Annotated in this window: 15 protein-coding genes; 10 read left to right on the forward strand and 5 right to left on the reverse strand. The window is 65.0% G+C overall.

All coding sequences use genetic code 11. The features are described from left to right. Positions 1-250: 250 nt before the first annotated feature. Positions 251-853: a PilZ domain-containing protein gene (locus ABHF91_RS08175; RefSeq protein WP_409422961.1), complete on the forward strand. Its 603-nt coding sequence runs from the start codon at positions 251-253 to the stop codon at positions 851-853. A gap of 169 nt (positions 854-1,022) precedes the next feature. Beyond that, positions 1,023-1,754 (forward strand): substrate-binding periplasmic protein, encoded by a 732-nt coding sequence (locus tag ABHF91_RS08180; RefSeq protein ID WP_409422962.1) that lies wholly within the window; start codon positions 1,023-1,025, stop codon positions 1,752-1,754. Positions 1,755-1,862: 108 nt separating this feature from the next. Here the strand turns inward: ABHF91_RS08180 and codA are convergent, their stop codons facing one another. Genes codA through codB form a run of 3 tightly spaced genes read right to left on the reverse strand, consistent with a single transcriptional unit; the run spans position 1,863 to position 5,618 of the window. After that, positions 1,863-3,110 (reverse strand): cytosine deaminase, encoded by a 1,248-nt coding sequence (gene codA / locus ABHF91_RS08185; RefSeq protein WP_409422963.1) that lies wholly within the window; start codon positions 3,108-3,110, stop codon positions 1,863-1,865. A 21-nt stretch (positions 3,111-3,131) separates the two neighbouring features. Continuing rightward, on the reverse strand, positions 3,132-4,352 hold the full coding sequence (locus tag ABHF91_RS08190; protein ID WP_409422964.1) for a PucR family transcriptional regulator: 1,221 nt from the start codon (positions 4,350-4,352) through the stop codon (positions 3,132-3,134). Positions 4,353-4,361: 9 nt separating this feature from the next. Next, positions 4,362-5,618, reverse strand: coding sequence for a cytosine permease (gene codB / locus ABHF91_RS08195; RefSeq protein ID WP_409422965.1), 1,257 nt, complete (start codon positions 5,616-5,618; stop codon positions 4,362-4,364). A 349-nt stretch (positions 5,619-5,967) separates the two neighbouring features. Here codB and rarD point away from each other — a divergent pair, with 349 nt between their 5' ends. Continuing rightward, positions 5,968-6,870, forward strand: a complete 903-nt coding sequence (rarD, locus tag ABHF91_RS08200) for an EamA family transporter RarD (RefSeq protein WP_409422966.1) — start codon at positions 5,968-5,970, stop codon at positions 6,868-6,870. Here rarD and ABHF91_RS08205 read toward each other — a convergent pair. Next, positions 6,821-7,402 (reverse strand): TetR/AcrR family transcriptional regulator, encoded by a 582-nt coding sequence (locus ABHF91_RS08205; RefSeq protein ID WP_409422967.1) that lies wholly within the window; start codon positions 7,400-7,402, stop codon positions 6,821-6,823. The genes rarD and ABHF91_RS08205 overlap by 50 nt on opposite strands. A 138-nt stretch (positions 7,403-7,540) precedes the next feature. On the opposite strand from ABHF91_RS08205, the gene ABHF91_RS08210 reads away from it, so the two are divergent. The 7 genes from ABHF91_RS08210 to ABHF91_RS08240 all read left to right on the forward strand — a co-directional run bounded on the left by ABHF91_RS08210 (position 7,541) and on the right by ABHF91_RS08240 (position 17,012). Continuing rightward, positions 7,541-8,581, forward strand: coding sequence for an alkene reductase (locus ABHF91_RS08210; RefSeq protein WP_409422968.1), 1,041 nt, complete (start codon positions 7,541-7,543; stop codon positions 8,579-8,581). Between the two features lie 157 nt (positions 8,582-8,738). Continuing rightward, positions 8,739-11,120, forward strand: coding sequence for a heavy metal translocating P-type ATPase (locus tag ABHF91_RS08215; RefSeq protein ID WP_409422969.1), 2,382 nt, complete (start codon positions 8,739-8,741; stop codon positions 11,118-11,120). Beyond that, positions 11,117-11,521: a Cu(I)-responsive transcriptional regulator gene (gene cueR, locus ABHF91_RS08220; RefSeq protein WP_409422970.1), complete on the forward strand. Its 405-nt coding sequence runs from the start codon at positions 11,117-11,119 to the stop codon at positions 11,519-11,521. The genes ABHF91_RS08215 and cueR overlap by 4 nt, the downstream gene beginning before the upstream one ends. A gap of 101 nt (positions 11,522-11,622) precedes the next feature. After that, positions 11,623-12,414 (forward strand): UDP-2,3-diacylglucosamine diphosphatase, encoded by a 792-nt coding sequence (locus tag ABHF91_RS08225; RefSeq protein WP_409422971.1) that lies wholly within the window; start codon positions 11,623-11,625, stop codon positions 12,412-12,414. A gap of 66 nt (positions 12,415-12,480) precedes the next feature. After that, entirely contained in the window at positions 12,481-12,693 is a 213-nt protein-coding gene (ybcJ, locus tag ABHF91_RS08230) for a ribosome-associated protein YbcJ (protein ID WP_409422972.1), read from the forward strand. 172 nt (positions 12,694-12,865) lie between these two features. Beyond that, positions 12,866-15,106 carry a putative bifunctional diguanylate cyclase/phosphodiesterase gene (locus tag ABHF91_RS08235; RefSeq protein WP_409422973.1) on the forward strand — a complete coding sequence of 747 codons (2,241 nt, stop codon included), beginning with the start codon at positions 12,866-12,868 and terminating at the stop codon, positions 15,104-15,106. A 1-nt stretch (position 15,107) separates the two neighbouring features. Next, on the forward strand, positions 15,108-17,012 hold the full coding sequence (locus tag ABHF91_RS08240) for a sensor histidine kinase (RefSeq protein WP_409422974.1): 1,905 nt from the start codon (positions 15,108-15,110) through the stop codon (positions 17,010-17,012). Here ABHF91_RS08240 and ABHF91_RS08245 read toward each other — a convergent pair. After that, the gene (locus ABHF91_RS08245) at positions 17,009-17,929 is read right to left on the reverse strand and encodes a DUF808 domain-containing protein (protein WP_409422975.1); all 921 of its coding nucleotides are present in this window, start codon (positions 17,927-17,929) and stop codon (positions 17,009-17,011) included. The genes ABHF91_RS08240 and ABHF91_RS08245 overlap by 4 nt on opposite strands. Positions 17,930-17,994: the final 65 nt, after the last annotated feature.

Genomic DNA, 17,994 nt, shown 5'->3' on the forward strand with positions numbered 1-17,994 from the left:
CTGTGTCATGCGCCAGCGTGTCCCATCGCCGGTGTGACCTAGGCCGGTCCAGGGCCATACAAATTTTGGCCATGGCTGAGTTGCCAGTGGCTTGTTTGTGTGCTAAGGGCAGAGTATGGTGAGCTTGTTTATTGACCAATGGTCATGTCTGACACCGTTCAGGTGGGTGGGGTCAAGAGCGTGTCTATGCCGGTTCCAGATAAGTAACTGAATAACATGGGTCTTTCCGGCAAAGTTTGTGGGGTGGGATATGGCGCATGAACAACTTTTGACGGCCGAAGAATTGGCCTTTATCCGGGAGCTGGAGTGCGGGGCGAGTCAGATCGACGCCGCCGACACCCCCGTCATCGAGTTGGGCGGGGATAGCCATGCCAACGCCTTGTTGGCCCGCCTGGGGCTGGCCAACGAACTCAAGCTGGTGACCCTCTACCGCCAGCACGAGCTGGTTTTCCCGGTAGAGGTGGTGATGGATGAGACCCATTCCTTTCGGCTTGAACTGCATAGCCCCGAGATCTTTGAGCTGGGGGCGCGACTGCGCAACTGGCGACTCAAGCTGCCGGCCCCCTTGCCGGTGTGCAGTGGTGATGATCCGCACCCTTGCGAATTAGCAGAACTCTCCTCCACTGGCTTTTGTATCGATATGCAGGATGAGGCAGCGCCGGAGTTTCTCGAGCTGGACTTCCGACTGCCAGAGAGCCATGAGCTGCTGCATCTGCGGGGCGTCAAGGTCCGGCGCACGCAAAGCGGCAGCGTCGCCTACAGCATGGAGATGGCCCCTGAGCCCAGGGAGCAGCTGCGCCGTTTCCTGTATCAATGTCACAAGCAAAATTATGAAGTAGGTGCCGGGCGTTAGCCCTGGGACGTGACCGGTGCCATGCCACTGAATCTCGTCAGACTGGCTCGCCTGGCCAGGATGGCGACTGTCTCTTGTCCCCACGGCTCGCTAGTGTATGCTGCCGCGACACGCTTGGCATGGGTTCCACCGCAGCATGCCGGCATACGCCAACAAGAGGTATCCACCAATGGCAGTGATGCGTGGCTGGTGGGCAGGGGCCGCCCTGCTGCTTGGCAGTGGCTGTCTCGCCCAGGAGATCAGCTTTAACATGGGGCCGGCCGGTTATCCCCCCTACATGATACTGCCGTCACAAGGCCTGCCGGCCCGGGGCATCATGCTGGATGTGTTGCAGCGCGCCAGCGGCGAGCTGGGGCTGAGTGTGACGCCCCGGCAGTTTCCCCGCAAACGTGTCAACCTGGCCCTGGCGGCCCACGATCTGGATGTGACGCCGCGTGCCATGGAGTGGGAGCCCAAGGCGAGCCAGTATGCCTTTACTCAACCCGTGCTGATGCTGGGGGATGTGCTGTTTTGCCATACCCGGCAGCCACAGAACCTGGCCGATCTGCATGGTCTGATCCTGGGGACCAAGCTGGGATATGCCTATCCGGAGCTGGCGTCAGGCTTCCTGGATGGTGAGTTTACCCGCCAGGATGCCAAGACGGAGCTGGCCATGCTGCGCAAGGTGCTGGCCCATCGTACCGACTGCGCCGTGGTGAATCAGGCGGTGGGGCAGTGGCTGATCCGCGCCAACCCGCCACTGGCCTCCCTGCACATGGCGGACGTGGGCTTGCCCAAGGTGGGGTTTCGCTTCATGTTCCGCCAGGAGGATGCGCCCCAGGTCCAGGCGCTGGATCGGGTGCTGGGCCAGCTGGCCCAAAGCGGCGAGTTGCAACGCATCATAGGCCGTTACCTGCCCTGACCCTCACCTCATCCCCCCCTCACCGACGTCGCGCCAAGGCACGACCTTGGCGCCGCCGCGGCCCGGGCACCGCCCGCATCGCGGCCTTGGGACCCCGCCCGTGCTGGGTTAGCGGGTGAGCCAGGGCGGGGTCAGCAGGGGGACGGCGGCGCGCTGGGCGATGATCTGGCCCTGGCGCACCGACAGCCGCACATCCCCCTGGCGGCGCAGCACGCTGTAGTCGTCTTCCCCCTCCAGCAGGATCAGGTTACCCGGGTTACCCACGGCGATGCCGTAGTCGGGGATCTGCAGGGTGCGAGCACTGTGGTCCGTGATGAAGTCCAGCGCCCGGCTGAAGTCCTGGTGGCCCATCATCTGGCAGATGTGCAGACCGAAGTCCAGGGTGCGCAGCAGCTTGCCGTTACCCAGGGAGTACCAGGGATCGAAGATGGAGTCCTGGCCCAGGCAGACGTTGAGCCCCGCCTTGTCCAGCTCCTTGACCCGGGTGACGCCCCGGCGCTTGGGATAGCTGTCGAAGCGCCCCTGCAGGTGAATGCTCTCGGTGGGGCAGGCGATGAAGTTGAGGTCGGCGCGCTTGAGCAGGCGGAACAGCTTGGAGCAGTAGGCGTTGTCGTAGGAGTGCATGGCGGTGGTGTGGCTGGCGGTGACCCTGGCGCCCAGTCCGGCCTTCAGGGTCTCGTAGGCCAGCACCTCCAAAAAGCGCGACTGGCCGTCGTCGGTCTCGTCACAGTGCACGTCCACCAGCTTGTCGTGTTTGACCGCCAGGGCGATGACCTGTTGCATGGAGGCTACCCCCAGCTCCCGGGTGTATTCAAAATGGGGGATGCCGCCGATGACGTCGGCCCCCACCTCGATGGCCTCTTCCATCAGCGCCAGGCCGCCGTCATAGGAGAGCAGCCCCTCCTGGGGGAAGGCCACCACCTGCAGGTGGATCTTCTCTTTTAGTTCATCCCGCAGGGCGCAGAGGGTCTTGAGGCCGACGAGGCTGGGATCCGAGATATCGGCATGGGTCCGTACATGCTGCACCCCCTGGCCGATGAGTAGCTCCAGGGTCTCGTGCACCCGACGGCGGATATCGGCTTCGTTCAGCAGGGGCTTGCGCTCGGCCCAGCGCTCTATGCCCTCGAACAGGGTGCCACTTTGGTTCCAGTTGGGTTCGCCGGCGGTGAGGGCGGCGTCCAGATGAATGTGGGGCTCGATGAAGGGGGCGCAGGCCAGCAGGCCCTGGGCGTCGTATTGCCCGGACTCAGGTGCCCGCATTCCGGCCTGGGCCTCGATGGCACTGAAGCGGCCATCCTCTATGGTGAGGGTATGGAGCGCCGCCTGATGGCGCAGGCGGGCATTGATGATTTGCATACGGACCTCGTTGGCTGTCGGTCAGGGCTGGGCCTGATGAATATGGTGATGCTGCAACAAAATTTGTTCGATCAGCAGGGCATTTTGCAGATTGAGACGGCTGAAGGGGTCGCTCAGGCTGCGGCCGGTGAGTTGTTCTATCCGCTTTAGGCGGTAGCTCAAGGTATTGCGGTGAATCCCCAACTGCTGGGCCACCTCCTGCTGATTGTTGAGCTGGTTGAGGTACTGGCTCAGGGTCTGCTTGAGCTCCCAGGGCTGCCCCTCCCGGGCAAAACAGAGCACGCCTAGCTGCTCGCGGCAGAACTGGGCCAGCAGGTTGCGCTGGGGGATGGCGGCAAACAGCCGGGCTATGCCCAGCTGTTCGGAATAAAACAGGCGGCTGCCGGCCTGTTGGCCAAATTGCACCGCCTGACGGGCCTGATCCACCGCGCAGGCCAGCCGGCTGAGATCCGGCGTCAGTTCACTGATCCCCAGATGGAGCGCCAGATCCGGGAACTGGCGCGTCAGCACCGCCAGGGCCTGCCGCAGCTCCTCGTCGAGGGCGGTGGCGCGGCTCTCCTGGGTGGGCCAGAGGGCCAGCAGATCCTGATCCTGCCCCAGCACGGGCCAGTCCACATGCCGGCGCTGGAGCAGGTCTGAGAGGGCCTGTTCCAACTGCTGGCGCCGGTGGAGCAGGGCACAGCCGGGTTCCGGCTGCGGGTCCTGTGACTCGGCCCGCAGGGCCAGCACCACATAGGGCTGCCTGTCCGACAGACCCAGCTCGCCGGCCCGCAGGTGAATGAGCTCCGGCGCCTCGGCAAAGCCGTTGATGAGGCGGGAGAGGAACAGGCGCACCGACTGGCCCAACAGGTTGTCCTGCACTATGGCATTGCTGATCACCTCGGTGACCAGCACCATCTTGAGCGCGTAGGGCTGCTCCAGCAGGGTGAAGTTCAGGCTATTGGCCAGGGCCAGCACAGGCCCGGGTATCTCCTTGATGAACTCGGGACCGGTGAGGATCACCATGCCAGCCACCTGCCGCTCCACCCCCTCGCGGATGAGCTGCTTGAGGTTCTCTTCGCTGCGCCTGTGGTTGATGCCGGTGACAAACACCAGCTCCCCCCCCTGTACCCAGGGGGCCAGGGTGTCGTTCTCCACCACATAGGGCCAGCGGATGGGCTGTTGCGAGCCCTGCAGGCCGGCCCGCAGGCGGATGCTCTCCAGCCCGGGCAGATGGGGAATGTCGGCGCAGCGAATCGTCATAATCCTGCCTCAGCTCTCTTTGACTGCCAGGGCCGGACTGGCCAGGGGCAGGCGCAGCAGCACACCGTAGCCGATCACCGCCACCGCCACGCCCACCACCGGCGGTACCAGGGGCGAGAAGTAGGCCGCGGTGGAGCCCAGAACGTAGGCCAGCAGGCCGCACCAGTTGAAGGCCGGCAGACGGGCCTCGGCCAGGCGCGGGTACTGTCCCTTATGCTTGAGCCAGAAGTCCGCCATGATGACGCCGCCGATGGGCGGGATAAAGGTACCCAGCAATACCAAAAAGGGGATCAGCAGGTTGTACATGCCGCCTAAGGCCAGCAGGGTGCCGATGACGGCGCCCCCCAGGGTCACCAGGCGGCGCTTGTCGGTGCGCAGCAGGTTGCAGCCGGCCACGGCGAAGTTGTAGATGGTGTTGTCCTGGGTGGTCCAGATGTTGAGAAACAGCATCAGCACCGCCAGCACCACGAAGCCCTGGGCCAGCATGACGTCCACTATGTCGGCCTGCTGGTAGATGAGGGTGCCCAGGGCACCGGTGAGCACCATGAGGCCATTACCAACGAAGAAGGCCGCCAGCGTGGCCAGCACGGCTATCTTGGGGGTGCGGGCGAAGCGACTCCAGTTGGTGGCCTGGGTTCCGCCACTGACGAAGGTGCCTATGATGACGGTGATGGCGGAGGCCAGGCTCATCTGCTCGCTGGGGCTTTGTCCCATCAGGCCATCAAGGCCGCCGATCTGGGTGAGGCCGGTGTACAGGCTGATGAGGATAAACAGCATCATCAGCGGCACGGCGATGCGGGAGAGCCAGTCCAGGCCGCGGTAACCCACCATGGCGGTGATGCAGAAGGCCAGCCCGAAGAAGATGATAAGTGGGGTGCTCCAGGCCGGGTCCAGCCTTGTGGTCTTCACCAGCACCTCGACTATGGTGGCGGCGCCCCAGGCATACCAGCCGATCTGGGTGAAGCCCAGGATGAAGTCGGAGAGCTTGCTGCCCACCTCACCGAAGCAGAAGCGCCCCATCAGCACTGAGTTGAGACCGCTCTTGGCGGCGATATAGGCCAGGGTGGCGGCGTAGGCCCCCAGCAGCAGGTTGCCGACGACGATGATCCCCATCAGTTCGCCAAAGCTGAAGGCCTTGCCCAATGAGCCGCCGGCCCACATGGTGGCGGTGAAAAAGGTAAAGCCCAGCAGCACCACGGCGGTGGAGAGCAGTCCCTTGCGAGCCTCGTTGGGCACTTCGCTCAACGGATAATCGGATTGTTCCATATCAGGCTTCCTTAAAATGGATGGGCGCCCCAATGCGCCAGGCAGAGGAAGGCAACGGCCATGCCAGACGCTGAGCTGGTGAGGCTGACTTCCGCCGGCTTGTTCGGCCTGTCGAATGACCCAACCGCCTGGTTTGTGCATTCTGCACAAAGCGCGCCGTGCCTGCCAGGGGCGTTTGTCACCGCGCACCGGCACCGACCGCGCCTGTTTGGTGCAGCCATGGTCCCTGTGGTGCAGGGGCCTTGACCACAGGCGCCGCCACCGCAGCCGGATCCCCATAAAAACCCCGGCAAGATTGTCGCGCTCGGCCTATCATGGCGGCACTTTGCCCCAGGTAGACGGAGGAGTCGTGGCGGGTGTCAGTGTTTCTTTGATGGGGTCCTTGCTGTTTGCCTTCTTGTACTTCTACACCGGCTGGTTGCGGCCCCTCTCCGGTGAGGCCATCTATGGCTGGCGCGTGCTGTTGACCTTCCCGTTTCTCACCCTGCTGTTGCTGGTGCGTGGCCGCTGGGGCCAGGTGGTGCAGATCGCTCGCCGGCTGGCCCTGGGGGGCTGGCGCTCCGGCCTCTGGCTGCTCTCTTCGGCCGCCATGCTGGGGGTACAGCTGTGGCTGTTTCTCTGGGCGCCGGTGAACGGCCAGGGGCTGGCGGTCTCCTTGGGCTATTTTTTGCTGCCCCTGACCCTGGTGCTGACCGGTCGGCTGTTGTTTGCCGATCCCGTCTCCCGCCCCCAGTGGCTGGCCTGCGGTCTGGCGCTGTTGGGGGTGGGGCACGCCCTGCTGGGGGCGGGGGCCCTGGCTTGGCCCACCTGGCTCGTTTGCCTGGGATATCCCGTCTATTTTGCCCAGCGCCGCTGGCGCGCCATTCCCTCCCTGGGAGGGCTCTGGTGGGATCTGTTGCTGAGCCTGCCGGTGGCGCTCTGGTTTGCTCTGGAGCACAGCCCGCTGGAGCTGTGGCAGGGGGGACGCCTGGCCTGGCTCATCCTGGGGCTCGGCTTTATCAGCGCGGTGGCGTTGTCGTGCATGATGCTGGCCGGCGAGCGGCTGAGCCTGCCGCTGTTTGGCCTCTTGAGCTACGTGGAGCCCGTGCTCCTGGTGGTGGCGGCCTTGCTGCTGGGGGAGAGCCTCAGCGCCGAGCAGTGGTGGACCTATGGTCCCATCTGGCTGGCGGTGGCCCTGTTGGGGGGCGAGGGAGTCTGGCGGCTTATGGCGCGCCGACGCCCTGGCGCAGCGCCTGGATCTGCAGCGCAATGACGGCCTGCAACTCGGCCTGTCGGCGGTTGCATTGGCCGACATTGATCAGCCCCTGCAGGGTGACGGCCAACCAGGTGGTCAGCTGGGCCAGATCGGCATCGGCCGCCAGCAGACCCTGTTGCTGGGCCCGCCCCAGACAGGCCCGCAGATCGGCGGCCACCTCCTGGTAGTTGCCCTGGATCTGCGCCTGTAAGGCGGGATCCTGCTCGGCCAGCTCCATCAGGGTGCGCACCAGCAGACAGGCGCCACTCAGGGTGTCACTCAGCACCTGGTTCAGGTAGGCGGCGATGCCTTCCAGGGCGTCGGCGGCGGCCAGACATTCCTGGCGTTTCTGCCGCTTGTTGTCGATGTAATGATCCACCACGGCGGTCAGCAGGCCGCGCTTGTTGCCGAAGGCGGCGTACAGGCTGCCCGGATGCAGGCCGGTGGCGGTGACCAGCTCCTGCATGGTGGTCTTGGCATAGCCCTTGGTGCTGAACAGGGCCATGGCCTGCTGCAACACATGCTGACGATCGAATTCGGCGCTGCGCATCTTGTCTCCTCTTGCTGGCCTGAGTGTACTCCAGTCGCTGGGTGCCACCAATAATCTTGAATGCGCATTCAAAAATAAGTTGCAAACCGCCGGCAAAGGATCTTGAATGGCCATTCAAGAATCAGCCTGGAGCCTGCCATGACATCCCCCCTGCTCGAACCCTATGTGCTCAACGATACCCTGACCCTGGCCAACCGCATCCTGATGGCCCCCCTGACCCGCTGCATGGCCGGTCCCGGCCTGGTGCCCTCCCAGCAGATGGCCGACTACTATGGCCGCCGTGCCCAGGTAGGGCTCATCATCTCCGAAGCCACCATCATACGGCCCGACGGCCAGGGCTATCCCAACACCCCCGGCATCTACAGTGCCGAGCAGATCGCCGGCTGGCGCTTGGTGACCGACGCCGTCCATGCCCAGGGCGGCAAGATCTTCGCCCAGCTGTGGCACACGGGGCGGATCTCCCACTCCTTTTTCCATGGCCAGACGCCGGTGGCGCCGTCGGCGGTGGCCTGGGAGGGCACCTTGCCGCGGATGCGCGAGCTGCACTACGAGCTGCCCCGTGCCCTGAGCGAGGCTGAGATCGCAGAATTGGTGGCCCAATACGCCCAGGCGGCGGTGAATGCCCGTGAGGCCGGCTTCGACGGCGTGGAGATCCATGGCGCCAACGGCTATCTCATCGATCAGTTCCTGCACCACGAGACCAACCTGCGGCAGGATGGTTACGGCGGCACGCCTGAGAAGATGGCGCGCTTCGCCCTGGAGATCGTCGATGCTGTGAGCCGGCAGATCGGCGGCGAGCGGGTGGGGCTGCGCCTCTCCCCGGGTGGCTATGCCCACCTGAAGGGGGACGCGCGGGATCGCGCCGTGTTCGACTATCTGCTGGCCGAGCTGAACGGTCGGGCGTTGGCCTACCTGCACCTAGGGATCTTCGATGACAGCCTGACCTTCGACTACCTGGGCGGCCGGGCCAGCGACTACCTGCGGGCCCATTACCGTGGCCATCTGGTGGGGGTGGGCAACTACAACCCGCAGTCGGCCGTTGAGGCCATCGCCGCCCAGCGCTTCGATCTGGTGGCCATCGGCCGTCCCCTCATCGCCAACCCGGATTACGTGGCCCGGGTGCAACAGGGCGCTCCGCTGGTGGCCTATGACGAGAGCATGCTCACCAGCCTGGTGTGACGTGAGACGGTCTGATAGAGGCGCCCAAGGGCGCCTTTCTTTTCTCTTCGGCAATTGTCCGCCAAAAATCTTGACCTTGACCCCATGGTAAGGTTCATCCTTAACACTCAGGTTAAGGTTTCGTGGCCTGGGCCGCGAACGCAACAGGACAACCGTTATGCATGCATCTAGCCCTGAGGTTATTCAGATCCCCATCACCGGCATGAGCTGTGCCAGCTGCGCCAACCGCATCGAAGGGCGGCTCATCGGCCTGCCCGAGGTGATCGAGGCGCAGGTCAACCTGGCCACCGAGCAGGCCAGTGTGCGGCTAAGCGATGCCAAGGCGCTGCCCCAGGTGATCGCGGCCATCCGCCAGGTGGGCTACGACGTGGCCAGTCAGCCAGTGGCCCTGGGGATCGGCGGCATGACCTGTGCCAGCTGTGCTAGCCGCCTGGAGCGGGTGCTGGGGCAGAGCCCGGGAGTGCTGGAGGCCAGTGTCAATCTGGCCACCGAGCAGGCGCAGCTGAGCGTCCTGGCCGGCTTGCCGGTCCAGCAGATAGAGGAGGCGGTGCTCCGCGCCGGTTTCGAGCCCCGCTGGCCGGATGAGGCGGCGGCCCCTGCCGCCGAGCCCTGGCTGCCGGCCTGGTGGCCGGTGGCCCTGGCGGCGCTGCTGAGCCTGCCCTTGGCCCTGCCCATGCTGGTGTCGCTGCTGGGCGGGCATTGGCAAGCCCCTCCCATGCTGCAATGGCTCTTGGCGACCCCGGTGCAGTTTTGGCTGGGGGCGCGCTTCTACCGCGCCGGCTGGCGGGCCCTGCGGGCCGGCAGCGGCAACATGGATCTGCTGGTGGCCATGGGCACCAGCGCCGCCTACGGCCTGTCGGTCTACCTGCTGTGGCAGGGCGAGCGGCATCTCTACTTTGAAGCCTCCGCCGTGGTGATCACCCTGGTGCTGCTGGGCAAGCACCTGGAGGCCAGGGCCAAGCGGCAGACCACTTCGGCCATCCGTGCCCTGCAGGCCCTGCGGCCCGAGCAGGCCTGCCGCCTGACGGAACAGGGTGAGGAGTGGGTGCCGGTTTCCCGCCTGCAACTGGGGGACAGACTCAAGGTGCGGCCGGGGGAACGGGTGCCGGCGGATGGCCAGATCGAGCGGGGTGAAAGCGCCCTGGACGAGGCCATGCTCACCGGCGAGAGCCTGCCGGTGACCCGGGGGCCAGGAGAGGCGGTGACCGGTGGCGCCATCAACCAAAGCGGCCTGTTGATCGTCGAGGTCACGGCCCTGGGGGCGCAGAGCCGCCTGTCGCGGATCATCACCCTGGTGGAACAGGCCCAGGCCGGTAAGGCGCCGGTGCAGCGGCTGGCGGATCAGATCAGCGCCGTGTTTGTGCCCGTGGTGCTGGGGATCGCCCTGCTGACCCTGATCCTCTGGTGGAGTCTGGCGGGGGATCTCACCCCGGCGATACTCCACGCGGTGGCGGTGCTGGTGATCGCCTGTCCCTGCGCCCTGGGGCTGGCGACCCCCACCGCCATCATGGCCGGCACCGGGGTGGCGGCCCGGCAGGGGATCCTGATCAAGGATGCCCTGGCCCTGGAGCAGGCCCACAAGATCAGCGCCGTGGCCTTCGACAAGACCGGCACCCTGACCCGCGGCGAGCCGCAGTTGCTGGCCTGGGCTGCGCTCTCGGGGCCTGATGCGACGCTGCTGGATCTGGCGGCTGCGCTGCAGCAGGGCAGCGAACATCCCCTGGCCCGCGCCGTGGTGGCCAAGGTCAGCCCGCTGCCGGCGCCGGCCAGCGCGGTGCAGGCCCTGCCTGGCATGGGGGTGCAGGGGAAGGTGGCCGAGCAGACCTATCTACTGGGCAATGCCAAGGCCTTGCAGGGGGCTGGCCTGACGGCGCCCAGTCTGGATACCGTGCAGGCCCAGTTGGCCCAGGGGCGTAGCCTGGCCTGGCTGGCCAGCAAGGACGATGGCGTGGTGCTGGGCTGGCTGGCCTTTGGCGATGAGCTCAAACCCGAGGCGGCCGAGGCGATCCTCACCCTGAAGCAGATGGGGATCCGTAGCCTGCTGGTGAGCGGCGATCATGAGGCCGCCGCCAACCAGGTGGCCACCCAGCTGGCCATGGATGAGGTGTATGCCCAGGTGTTACCGGAGCAGAAGGCGGCGCTCATCAAGAAATTGTGTCAGCAGGGCCAGGTGCTGGCCATGGTGGGGGATGGCATCAACGACGCCCCGGCCCTGGCGGCGGCCGATGTGGGCATGGCCATGGCCACCGGCACAGATGTGGCCATGGAGGCGGCGCCCATCACCCTGATGCGGGGCGATCCGCGCCTGGTGCCCCAGGCCGTCGACATCGCCCGGCTCACCTACCGCAAGATCCGCCAGAACCTGTTCTGGGCCTTTATCTTCAACCTGCTGGGCATCCCCTTGGCGGCCCTGGGGCTGCTGAGCCCTGTGGTGGCGGGGGCGGCCATGGCCTTCTCCAGTGTCAGCGTGGTGAGCAATGCCCTGTTGCTGCGTCGCTGGCGTCCGGCAACGGGCCCCCAGCGCAAGGAGCAGCCATGAACATAGGTGAAGCGGCCAGACGCAGCGGCCTGACGCCCAAGATGATCCGTCACTATGAGCACAAGGGGCTGCTGCCGGCGGGGACCCGCAGTGCCGGCGGTTACCGGGAGTATGACGAGGAGGCCCTGGGCTGGCTGCGCTTCATCCATCAGGCGCGGCTGCTGGGGTTTTCCCTGGAGCAGATCCAGCAGCTTCTGTGCCTGTGGCAGGATGCGGGGCGCAGCAGTGCCGAGGTCAAGGCCCTGGCCGGGGCGCACATGCGCGAGCTGGATGCGCGGCTGGCGGCCCTGACCCAGATGCGGGACCAGCTGGCCCGGCTGATGGACTGCTGCGCCGGCGATGACCGGCCGACCTGTCCCATCCTGGATTATCTGGCCACCCCGGATGAGGCGGCGCCCTGATCCTTCCGCTCAACTTGACATCAAAGGGTCATGGTCATGTCACCTGGGCATCATCCGGTTGTCGCAGCCTGTAGGGGTTCGCAGCCCGCCAGGAGATGCCCATGTCTGCCGCCAGCCCCGTCTATTTTTGCCGAGCCCTGTTTCTGTCCGACCTGCACCTGGGAACCAAGGATTGCAAGGCCGACTATTTGCTCGATCTGCTGGCGCAGGTGCGCCCCGAGCAGCTGTTTTTGGTGGGGGACGTGGTGGATCTGTGGTCCCTCAAGCGCCAGCCCTTCTGGCCCGAGAGTCATCAGGCGGTGCTGGTGGCGTTGCGGGCCCTGGCCCGGCGCGGCACCCGGGTGATGTACATTCCCGGCAACCACGATGCGGCGTTGCGGGAGTTTGCCGGCAGCCAGCTGCTGGGGGTGGAGCTGCAGGAGGAGTGGATCTACACCACGGCCCAGGGCAAGCGGCTGCTGCTCATCCACGGCGATCGGTTCGACGGCGCCGTCATGGTGGGGCGCTTCACCAGCTGGCTGGGGGACAGAGGCTACGATCTGCTGCTGTGGCTCAACCGCTGGAGCCACTATGGCCGGCGCCGGGTCGGCCTGGGTTACTGGTCCCTGGCCAGCTTCCTGAAAAACCGGGTGCAACTGGCGCAGCAGGCGGTGGAGCGCTTCGTGCGGGCCGCAGTGCATGAGGCCAGGGAGCGGCAGCTGGACGGCATCGTCTGCGGCCATATCCACGCGCCGGATCTGCGCACTCAGGCCTGTATTCTCTACTGCAATACAGGTGACTGGGTGGAGAACTGCACCGCCTTGCTGGAACAGCGGGATGGTCAACTGACGTTGCTGCACTGGAGCGAGGTCCAGCGCCAGCTGGCGGTGCACCAGCAAGCGTCGGCCGCTTAGCGGTCAGGCTGGGAGTGGCCCGTCCGCTGGGGTACAATCGCCGCCTTCGAGTTGGAGGAATTGGTGATGCAAACCTTTATGTTGGCGGGACACCCCCATGTGGCCCTGTGTGATCTGCTCAAGTTGCTGGGGTGGAGCGACAGCGGCGCCCATGCCAAGTCGGCCATCGCCGAGGGCCTGGTGACGGTGGATGGCCAGCCGGAGACCCGCAAGCGCTGCAAGATAGTGGCCGGTCAGGTGGTGAGCTTCGAGGGGCAGTCCGTGACGGTGGCCGAGTAGCCAACGCGTGATGCTGGCGGTAAAAAGACAGATCAGGGGCCTTCGGGCCCCTGCGTCGTTGATGGATCTGACAAAATTGACAGGGCAAGGCGGGGTGAGCTTACTAAAGTGAATAAGTGGACTCGGCACGTGCCGGTTTGACGACGTTTTTTGGTAGTAACGCGGGGGAGCCATGTCCAAGGAGCTGTTTTGTTTTGCACCCGAGGTGAATGATGAGCTGGCGCCGGACTGCCAGGCCTGGCAGGTGCTCAGTGTCGAAGATGATCCCCAATATCAGGCCACCTTGCATTTTTCCCTGAGGAACCTGCAGGTGCTGGGGCGGCCGCTGCAGCTGCTGACGGCCCAATCTGCCGCCCAGGCGGTCACCTTGATCCCGCAACACCCGGCGTTGAGCGTCATCTTGCTGGATGTGGTGATGGAGCAGGACGATGCCGGTTTGCGCCTGGTACACACCATCCGCGACGTGCTGGGCAATGCCACCGTGCGCATCATCTTGCTCACCGGCCAACCGGGCATGGCGCCACGGGAAGATGTGATGCGGCGCTTCGATATCGATGACTACTGGTGCAAGTCCGAGCTGACCAGCGATCACCTACACACCATCATCACCGGCAATATCCGCACCTGGCAGCAGCTGACCCAGCTGCAACAGGCCCGCCAGAGCCTGCAGCTGCTGATCGATGCCAGTCATAGCCTGTATGCCCGGCACGATCTGGACAGCTTTGCCCAGGGGGTGCTGGAGGAGATCAGCCAGCTGCTGGATCACGACAACCACGGTATCGTCTGTACCCAGTATCAACCCCATGAGCAGCTGGCCGGGACCACCATCATCGCCGCCAGTGGGGCCTATCGGCACTATCTGGGAGCCTCGGTGGCGGCCTTGCCGGATCCCACCATGGTAGAGGCCTTCCGTCTGGCCGCTCAGAGCCAGGAGCACCTCTTCTTCCCCGATTTTTCTGTGTTCTATTTCGGCAGCGAGGCGCCGCCGGCCCGCAGCTACCTGACCATGGTGCGCTGCAGCCGTCCGCTGGAGGAGGCCCAGATCAGCCTGCTGAAGGTGTTTTGCGAAAACGTGCGCACCGGTTTTGTCAACGTGGCCCTCTATAACCGCCTGGGAGAACTGGCCTACCGGGATCCCAAGCTGGGCTGCTTCAACGGCAACTGGCTGCTCCACGAGCTGGAAACCATGCGCAAGAGCGAACTGGCCCGGGCCCAGCTGATGCTGCTGCGGGTGGAAAACGTCAACGACATGAATGTCACCTTCGGCGCCGACTTCTGCCTGACCCTGATGCAGGCCCTGTATGACAAGCTGCAGCTGGCCCTGCCCGGCGCCCTGATCGTCCGCATGGACGAGGCCAGCTTCGGCCTGCTGTTGCCACAGAGCGATCGTTACGACAAGGGGTTCTTCGACCGGCTGCTGGAGGCTCCCTTGACCCTCAGTGGTAGCGCTCACAGCCTGGCCATCACGCTGGGGCTGGTGGCCCTGGGGGATGTGCCGGATCTGGTGGATTGCAGTGGGGAACATCTGGTGCATCTGGCCCTCAGCACCCTGGACATGGCCCATTACCGCCAGTGCGGCTTCCTGCGCTATCAGCCCCAGTTCGAACAGGCCATCGCCGAGCGCTACTCCCTGCTGAGTCAGCTGCGTCTGGCGCTGAATGAGGACCAGCTGTTTTTGGTGTTGCAGCCCAAGGTGCAGCTCAGCGATGGGGCTCTGGTGGGGTTCGAGGCCCTGGTGCGCTGGCGGCATCCAGAGGGGCGCATCATAGGCCCGGACCAATTCATCCCCCTGGCCGAGACGTCCGGGCTGATCGGTCGCCTGGACAACAAGGTGCTGCACATGACATTGGCGGCCATCCAGCAGCTGCATCAGGCGGGGATCCGGGTGCCGGTGGCCTTCAATGCCTCTGGGGTCGAGCTGGTGCGGCCGCTGTTTTTTGACACCCTGCAGCAGACCATAGAGGCCTCAGGTGTGGATCCGTGCTGGCTGGAGCTGGAGATCACCGAGAGTCAGGCGGTGGAGGAGTATGACCTGATCACGCCCAACCTGCGGCGGCTGATCCAGATGGGCATGCAGATCAGCATCGACGACTTTGGCACCGGCTACTCCTCCTTGACCCATCTGGCGGAGCTGGCGGCCACCAGCCTGAAGATCGACAAGAGCTTCGTGCAGCAGATGAGCGAGTCGGCCAATGGGGATGAGCTGGTGGCGGTGATCATCCGCCTGGCCAACCGCTTCGGTTACCAGATCATCGCCGAAGGGGTGGAAACCCAAGCCCAGCGGGAGAGGCTGCTGGCCCTGGGTTGCCCTCTGGGTCAGGGCTACCTGTTTGCCCGCCCCATGCCCTTGGTCGAGGCGCTGGCCTGGTGTCAGGCGCGCCCTGGCTCGGACGCAGATGTGGAGCCGGCCTAAGATGCCGCTGTCGGTACTCAACAAACCCTCCAACCTGCTGTTGCGACTATTCAGCCTGTGGCTGCCCTTGCTGTTGCTGGTGCTGCTGGGGGGCGGCGTGGCCTATCTGCAGGGGCGTAACTATCGGCTGGAGGCGGTCACCGCCCAACAGAGCGCCCACCTCAATCAAAGCATCACCCAGATCAGCGCCGAATTGTCCCACTTGCGGCACCTGATGCTGATCCTCAAGGGTTCGGCGGCACTGCGCCACGGTCTGCCCGCCGAGGGGCCCTGGCAATTGGCTCGGGTGGATAGCTTGTTTCGCCGTTTTGCCGGCATAGTGCCTGGCGTGTCCCAGCTGCGCTGGCTCGATGAACAGGGCAAGGAGCAGATCCGGCTCAACATTGGGCCCCGGGGCCTGGTGCGGGTCCCGGCAAGCGAGTTGCAGAACAAGGCCGACCGTTACTATTTCAGCCAGGGCATGCAGGTGCCGGCCGAAACCGTCTATCTCTCGCCCATCGATCTCAATGTGGAGCATGGCCAGATCGTCGACCCCATAGAGCCGACCCTACGCGCCACCTTGCGCACCGGGATCGGCGATGGGCTGGCGCCGGGCTTGCTGGTGATGAACATCAATCTGGCGGCGCTGTTTGACCGTATCAGTGCGGCGGTGAGCGATGGCATGCATCTGGAGCTGCTGAATGCCCAGGGTTATTGGCTGGTGCATCCAGATCCCCAGCTTACCTGGGGCCTGGACCGCCAAGCTAAGCACAACACCCTGGCGGTGAGGGTGCCGGGATTATGGCAGCGAATGGTGCGGCAACACTATGCCAGCGGCCAGGCGTTGGGGGGGGAATGGCTCAGCTACTCCTTCTTGCAGATTGAGGATCAGGACGCGCAACCGCGCTATCTCTATCTGCTGGTCACCACGGATGATGGCCGACTGGCCCAGATCCGCTGGGCCCTGTTGCCCCCCATACTGCTGGTGGGGCTGGTGTGCCTGCTGGGGGGCGGTGTCTTCCTGTATCGCATCGGCCGGGCGGATCACCAACGCTGGCAATTGGGCCGCAGCCTGGCCAGGGAGCAGGCCTCGCTGCGCCAGGCCTATGCGGATCTGGCAAGGTTGCATGAGACCTCCCAGCTGTTGCAGAACGAGTTGGTGGAGACCCGCAAGCTCTCGGCGCTGGGCATGATGGTGGCGGGGGTGGCCCACGAGCTCAATACCCCCACCGGCGGGGCCCTGGTGACTATCTCAACCCTGCACAAGCAGCTGCAGCAGTTGGAGGATCAACTCAATAGCGGCTTGCGGCGCAGCGATCTGGAGCGCTTTCTACGGCAATGCGATGAGGGATTGGGGCTGGCACAGCACAACCTGCAGCGGGTGGCCGTGCTCATCAAGCGCTTCAAGCGCCTGGCGGTGGACCGCTCCCATGAGCAGGTACTCAATTTTGAACTGAGACAGTGTGTCGATGATCTGCTGGCCAGCCTGCAGCCGCTGCTCAAACACCAGCCGGTGCAAATCCATCTCGACTTGCCTGAGTCCTTGACGCTGCACAGCTTCCCAGGCGTGCTCTCCCAGGTGTTGCAGAATCTCATCGATAATGGGGTGCAGCACGGCTTGCAGCCGGCGGGGGGCGGCAACCTCTGGCTGGAGGCCAGGCTGCTGGGCCCGATGCAGCTGGAGATCCGCTTGCGGGACGATGGCGTTGGCATGTCCGCCGAACAGCTGGCGACCCTCTTCGATCCCTTCGTCACCACGGGGCGCCATCAGGGCCATATCGGCCTGGGGATGCATCTGGTTCACCAGTGGGTCACCCAGGTGCTCCAGGGGAGTATCAAGGTCAACTCGGCGCCCGGGGAGGGCAGCTGTTTCGTGTTGACCCTGCCGTTGACGGTACGTGAGCCCGTGGTGGCGGCGCTCGACTAGCTCTCCTGCTTGCGCAGGCTCTGCCAGATGGCATGGAAGCCCAACAGCAGCAGCCCGGCCAGCAGGCCGGTGAGCAGGTTAAAGCCCAGGGTGGTGAGCCCGGCCAGCAGGCTGCCTTCCATGACATGGGCCTGTATGCGCTCAAGCCCATGATGCAGATGGGGGCTGCCATGGGCCAGTATGCCGCCGCCCACCAAGAACATGGCCAGGGTGCCCAGCACGCTCAGGGTCTTCATCAGGCGGGGCGCCAACTGGATTAAGCCCCGGGCCAGCGCCAGGGTCCCGGCCCCGGCCCCCGGCCGCCGCTCCAGCCAGAAGCCCAGATCGTCGAGTTTGACGATTCCAGCCACCAGGGCGTAGACCCCTATGGTCATGCAGAAGGCGATCAGGGAGACCACCACCAACTGCAGCCAGAAGCCGCTGCCCTGCACAGTGCCCAGGGCGATGACGATGATCTCCGCCGACAATATGAAGTCGGTGCGGATGGCCCCCCGGATCTTCTGCTGCTCCAGACTGGCCAGATCCCGCTGTTCGGCCAATTGCTGCAGGCGCGCCAACGCCACCTCCGGCGCCTCGGCCCTGGGCCACAGGGCATGGCTCACCTTCTCCATGCCTTCAAAACAGAGATAGGCGCCACCCAGCATCAGCAGCGGCTGGATAAGCCAGGGCGCCAGGGCACTGATGAGCAGCGCCAGGGGTACCAGGATCAGCTTGTTGCGCAGGGAGCCCTTGGCCACCGCCCAGACCACGGGCAATTCCCGCTCGGCCCGTACCCCGGAGACCTGCTGGGCATTGAGGGCCAGATCGTCCCCCAACACGGCGGCGGTCTTCTTGGCCCCCAGCTTGGTCATCAGGGCGATGTCATCCAGCAGGGTGGCGATGTCATCCAAGAGTGCGAGCAGGCTGGTGCCGGCCATGGGAAAACTCCTTTACGTCGTGGGGCACCCAGTATAAGGCCCGCAGGCGGGGGATCCAGGGGGCA

It is taken from the genome of Pseudaeromonas aegiceratis (assembly GCF_046254905.1).
In the GTDB taxonomy this organism is placed as follows: Bacteria; Pseudomonadota; Gammaproteobacteria; order Enterobacterales; family Aeromonadaceae; genus Pseudaeromonas; species Pseudaeromonas aegiceratis.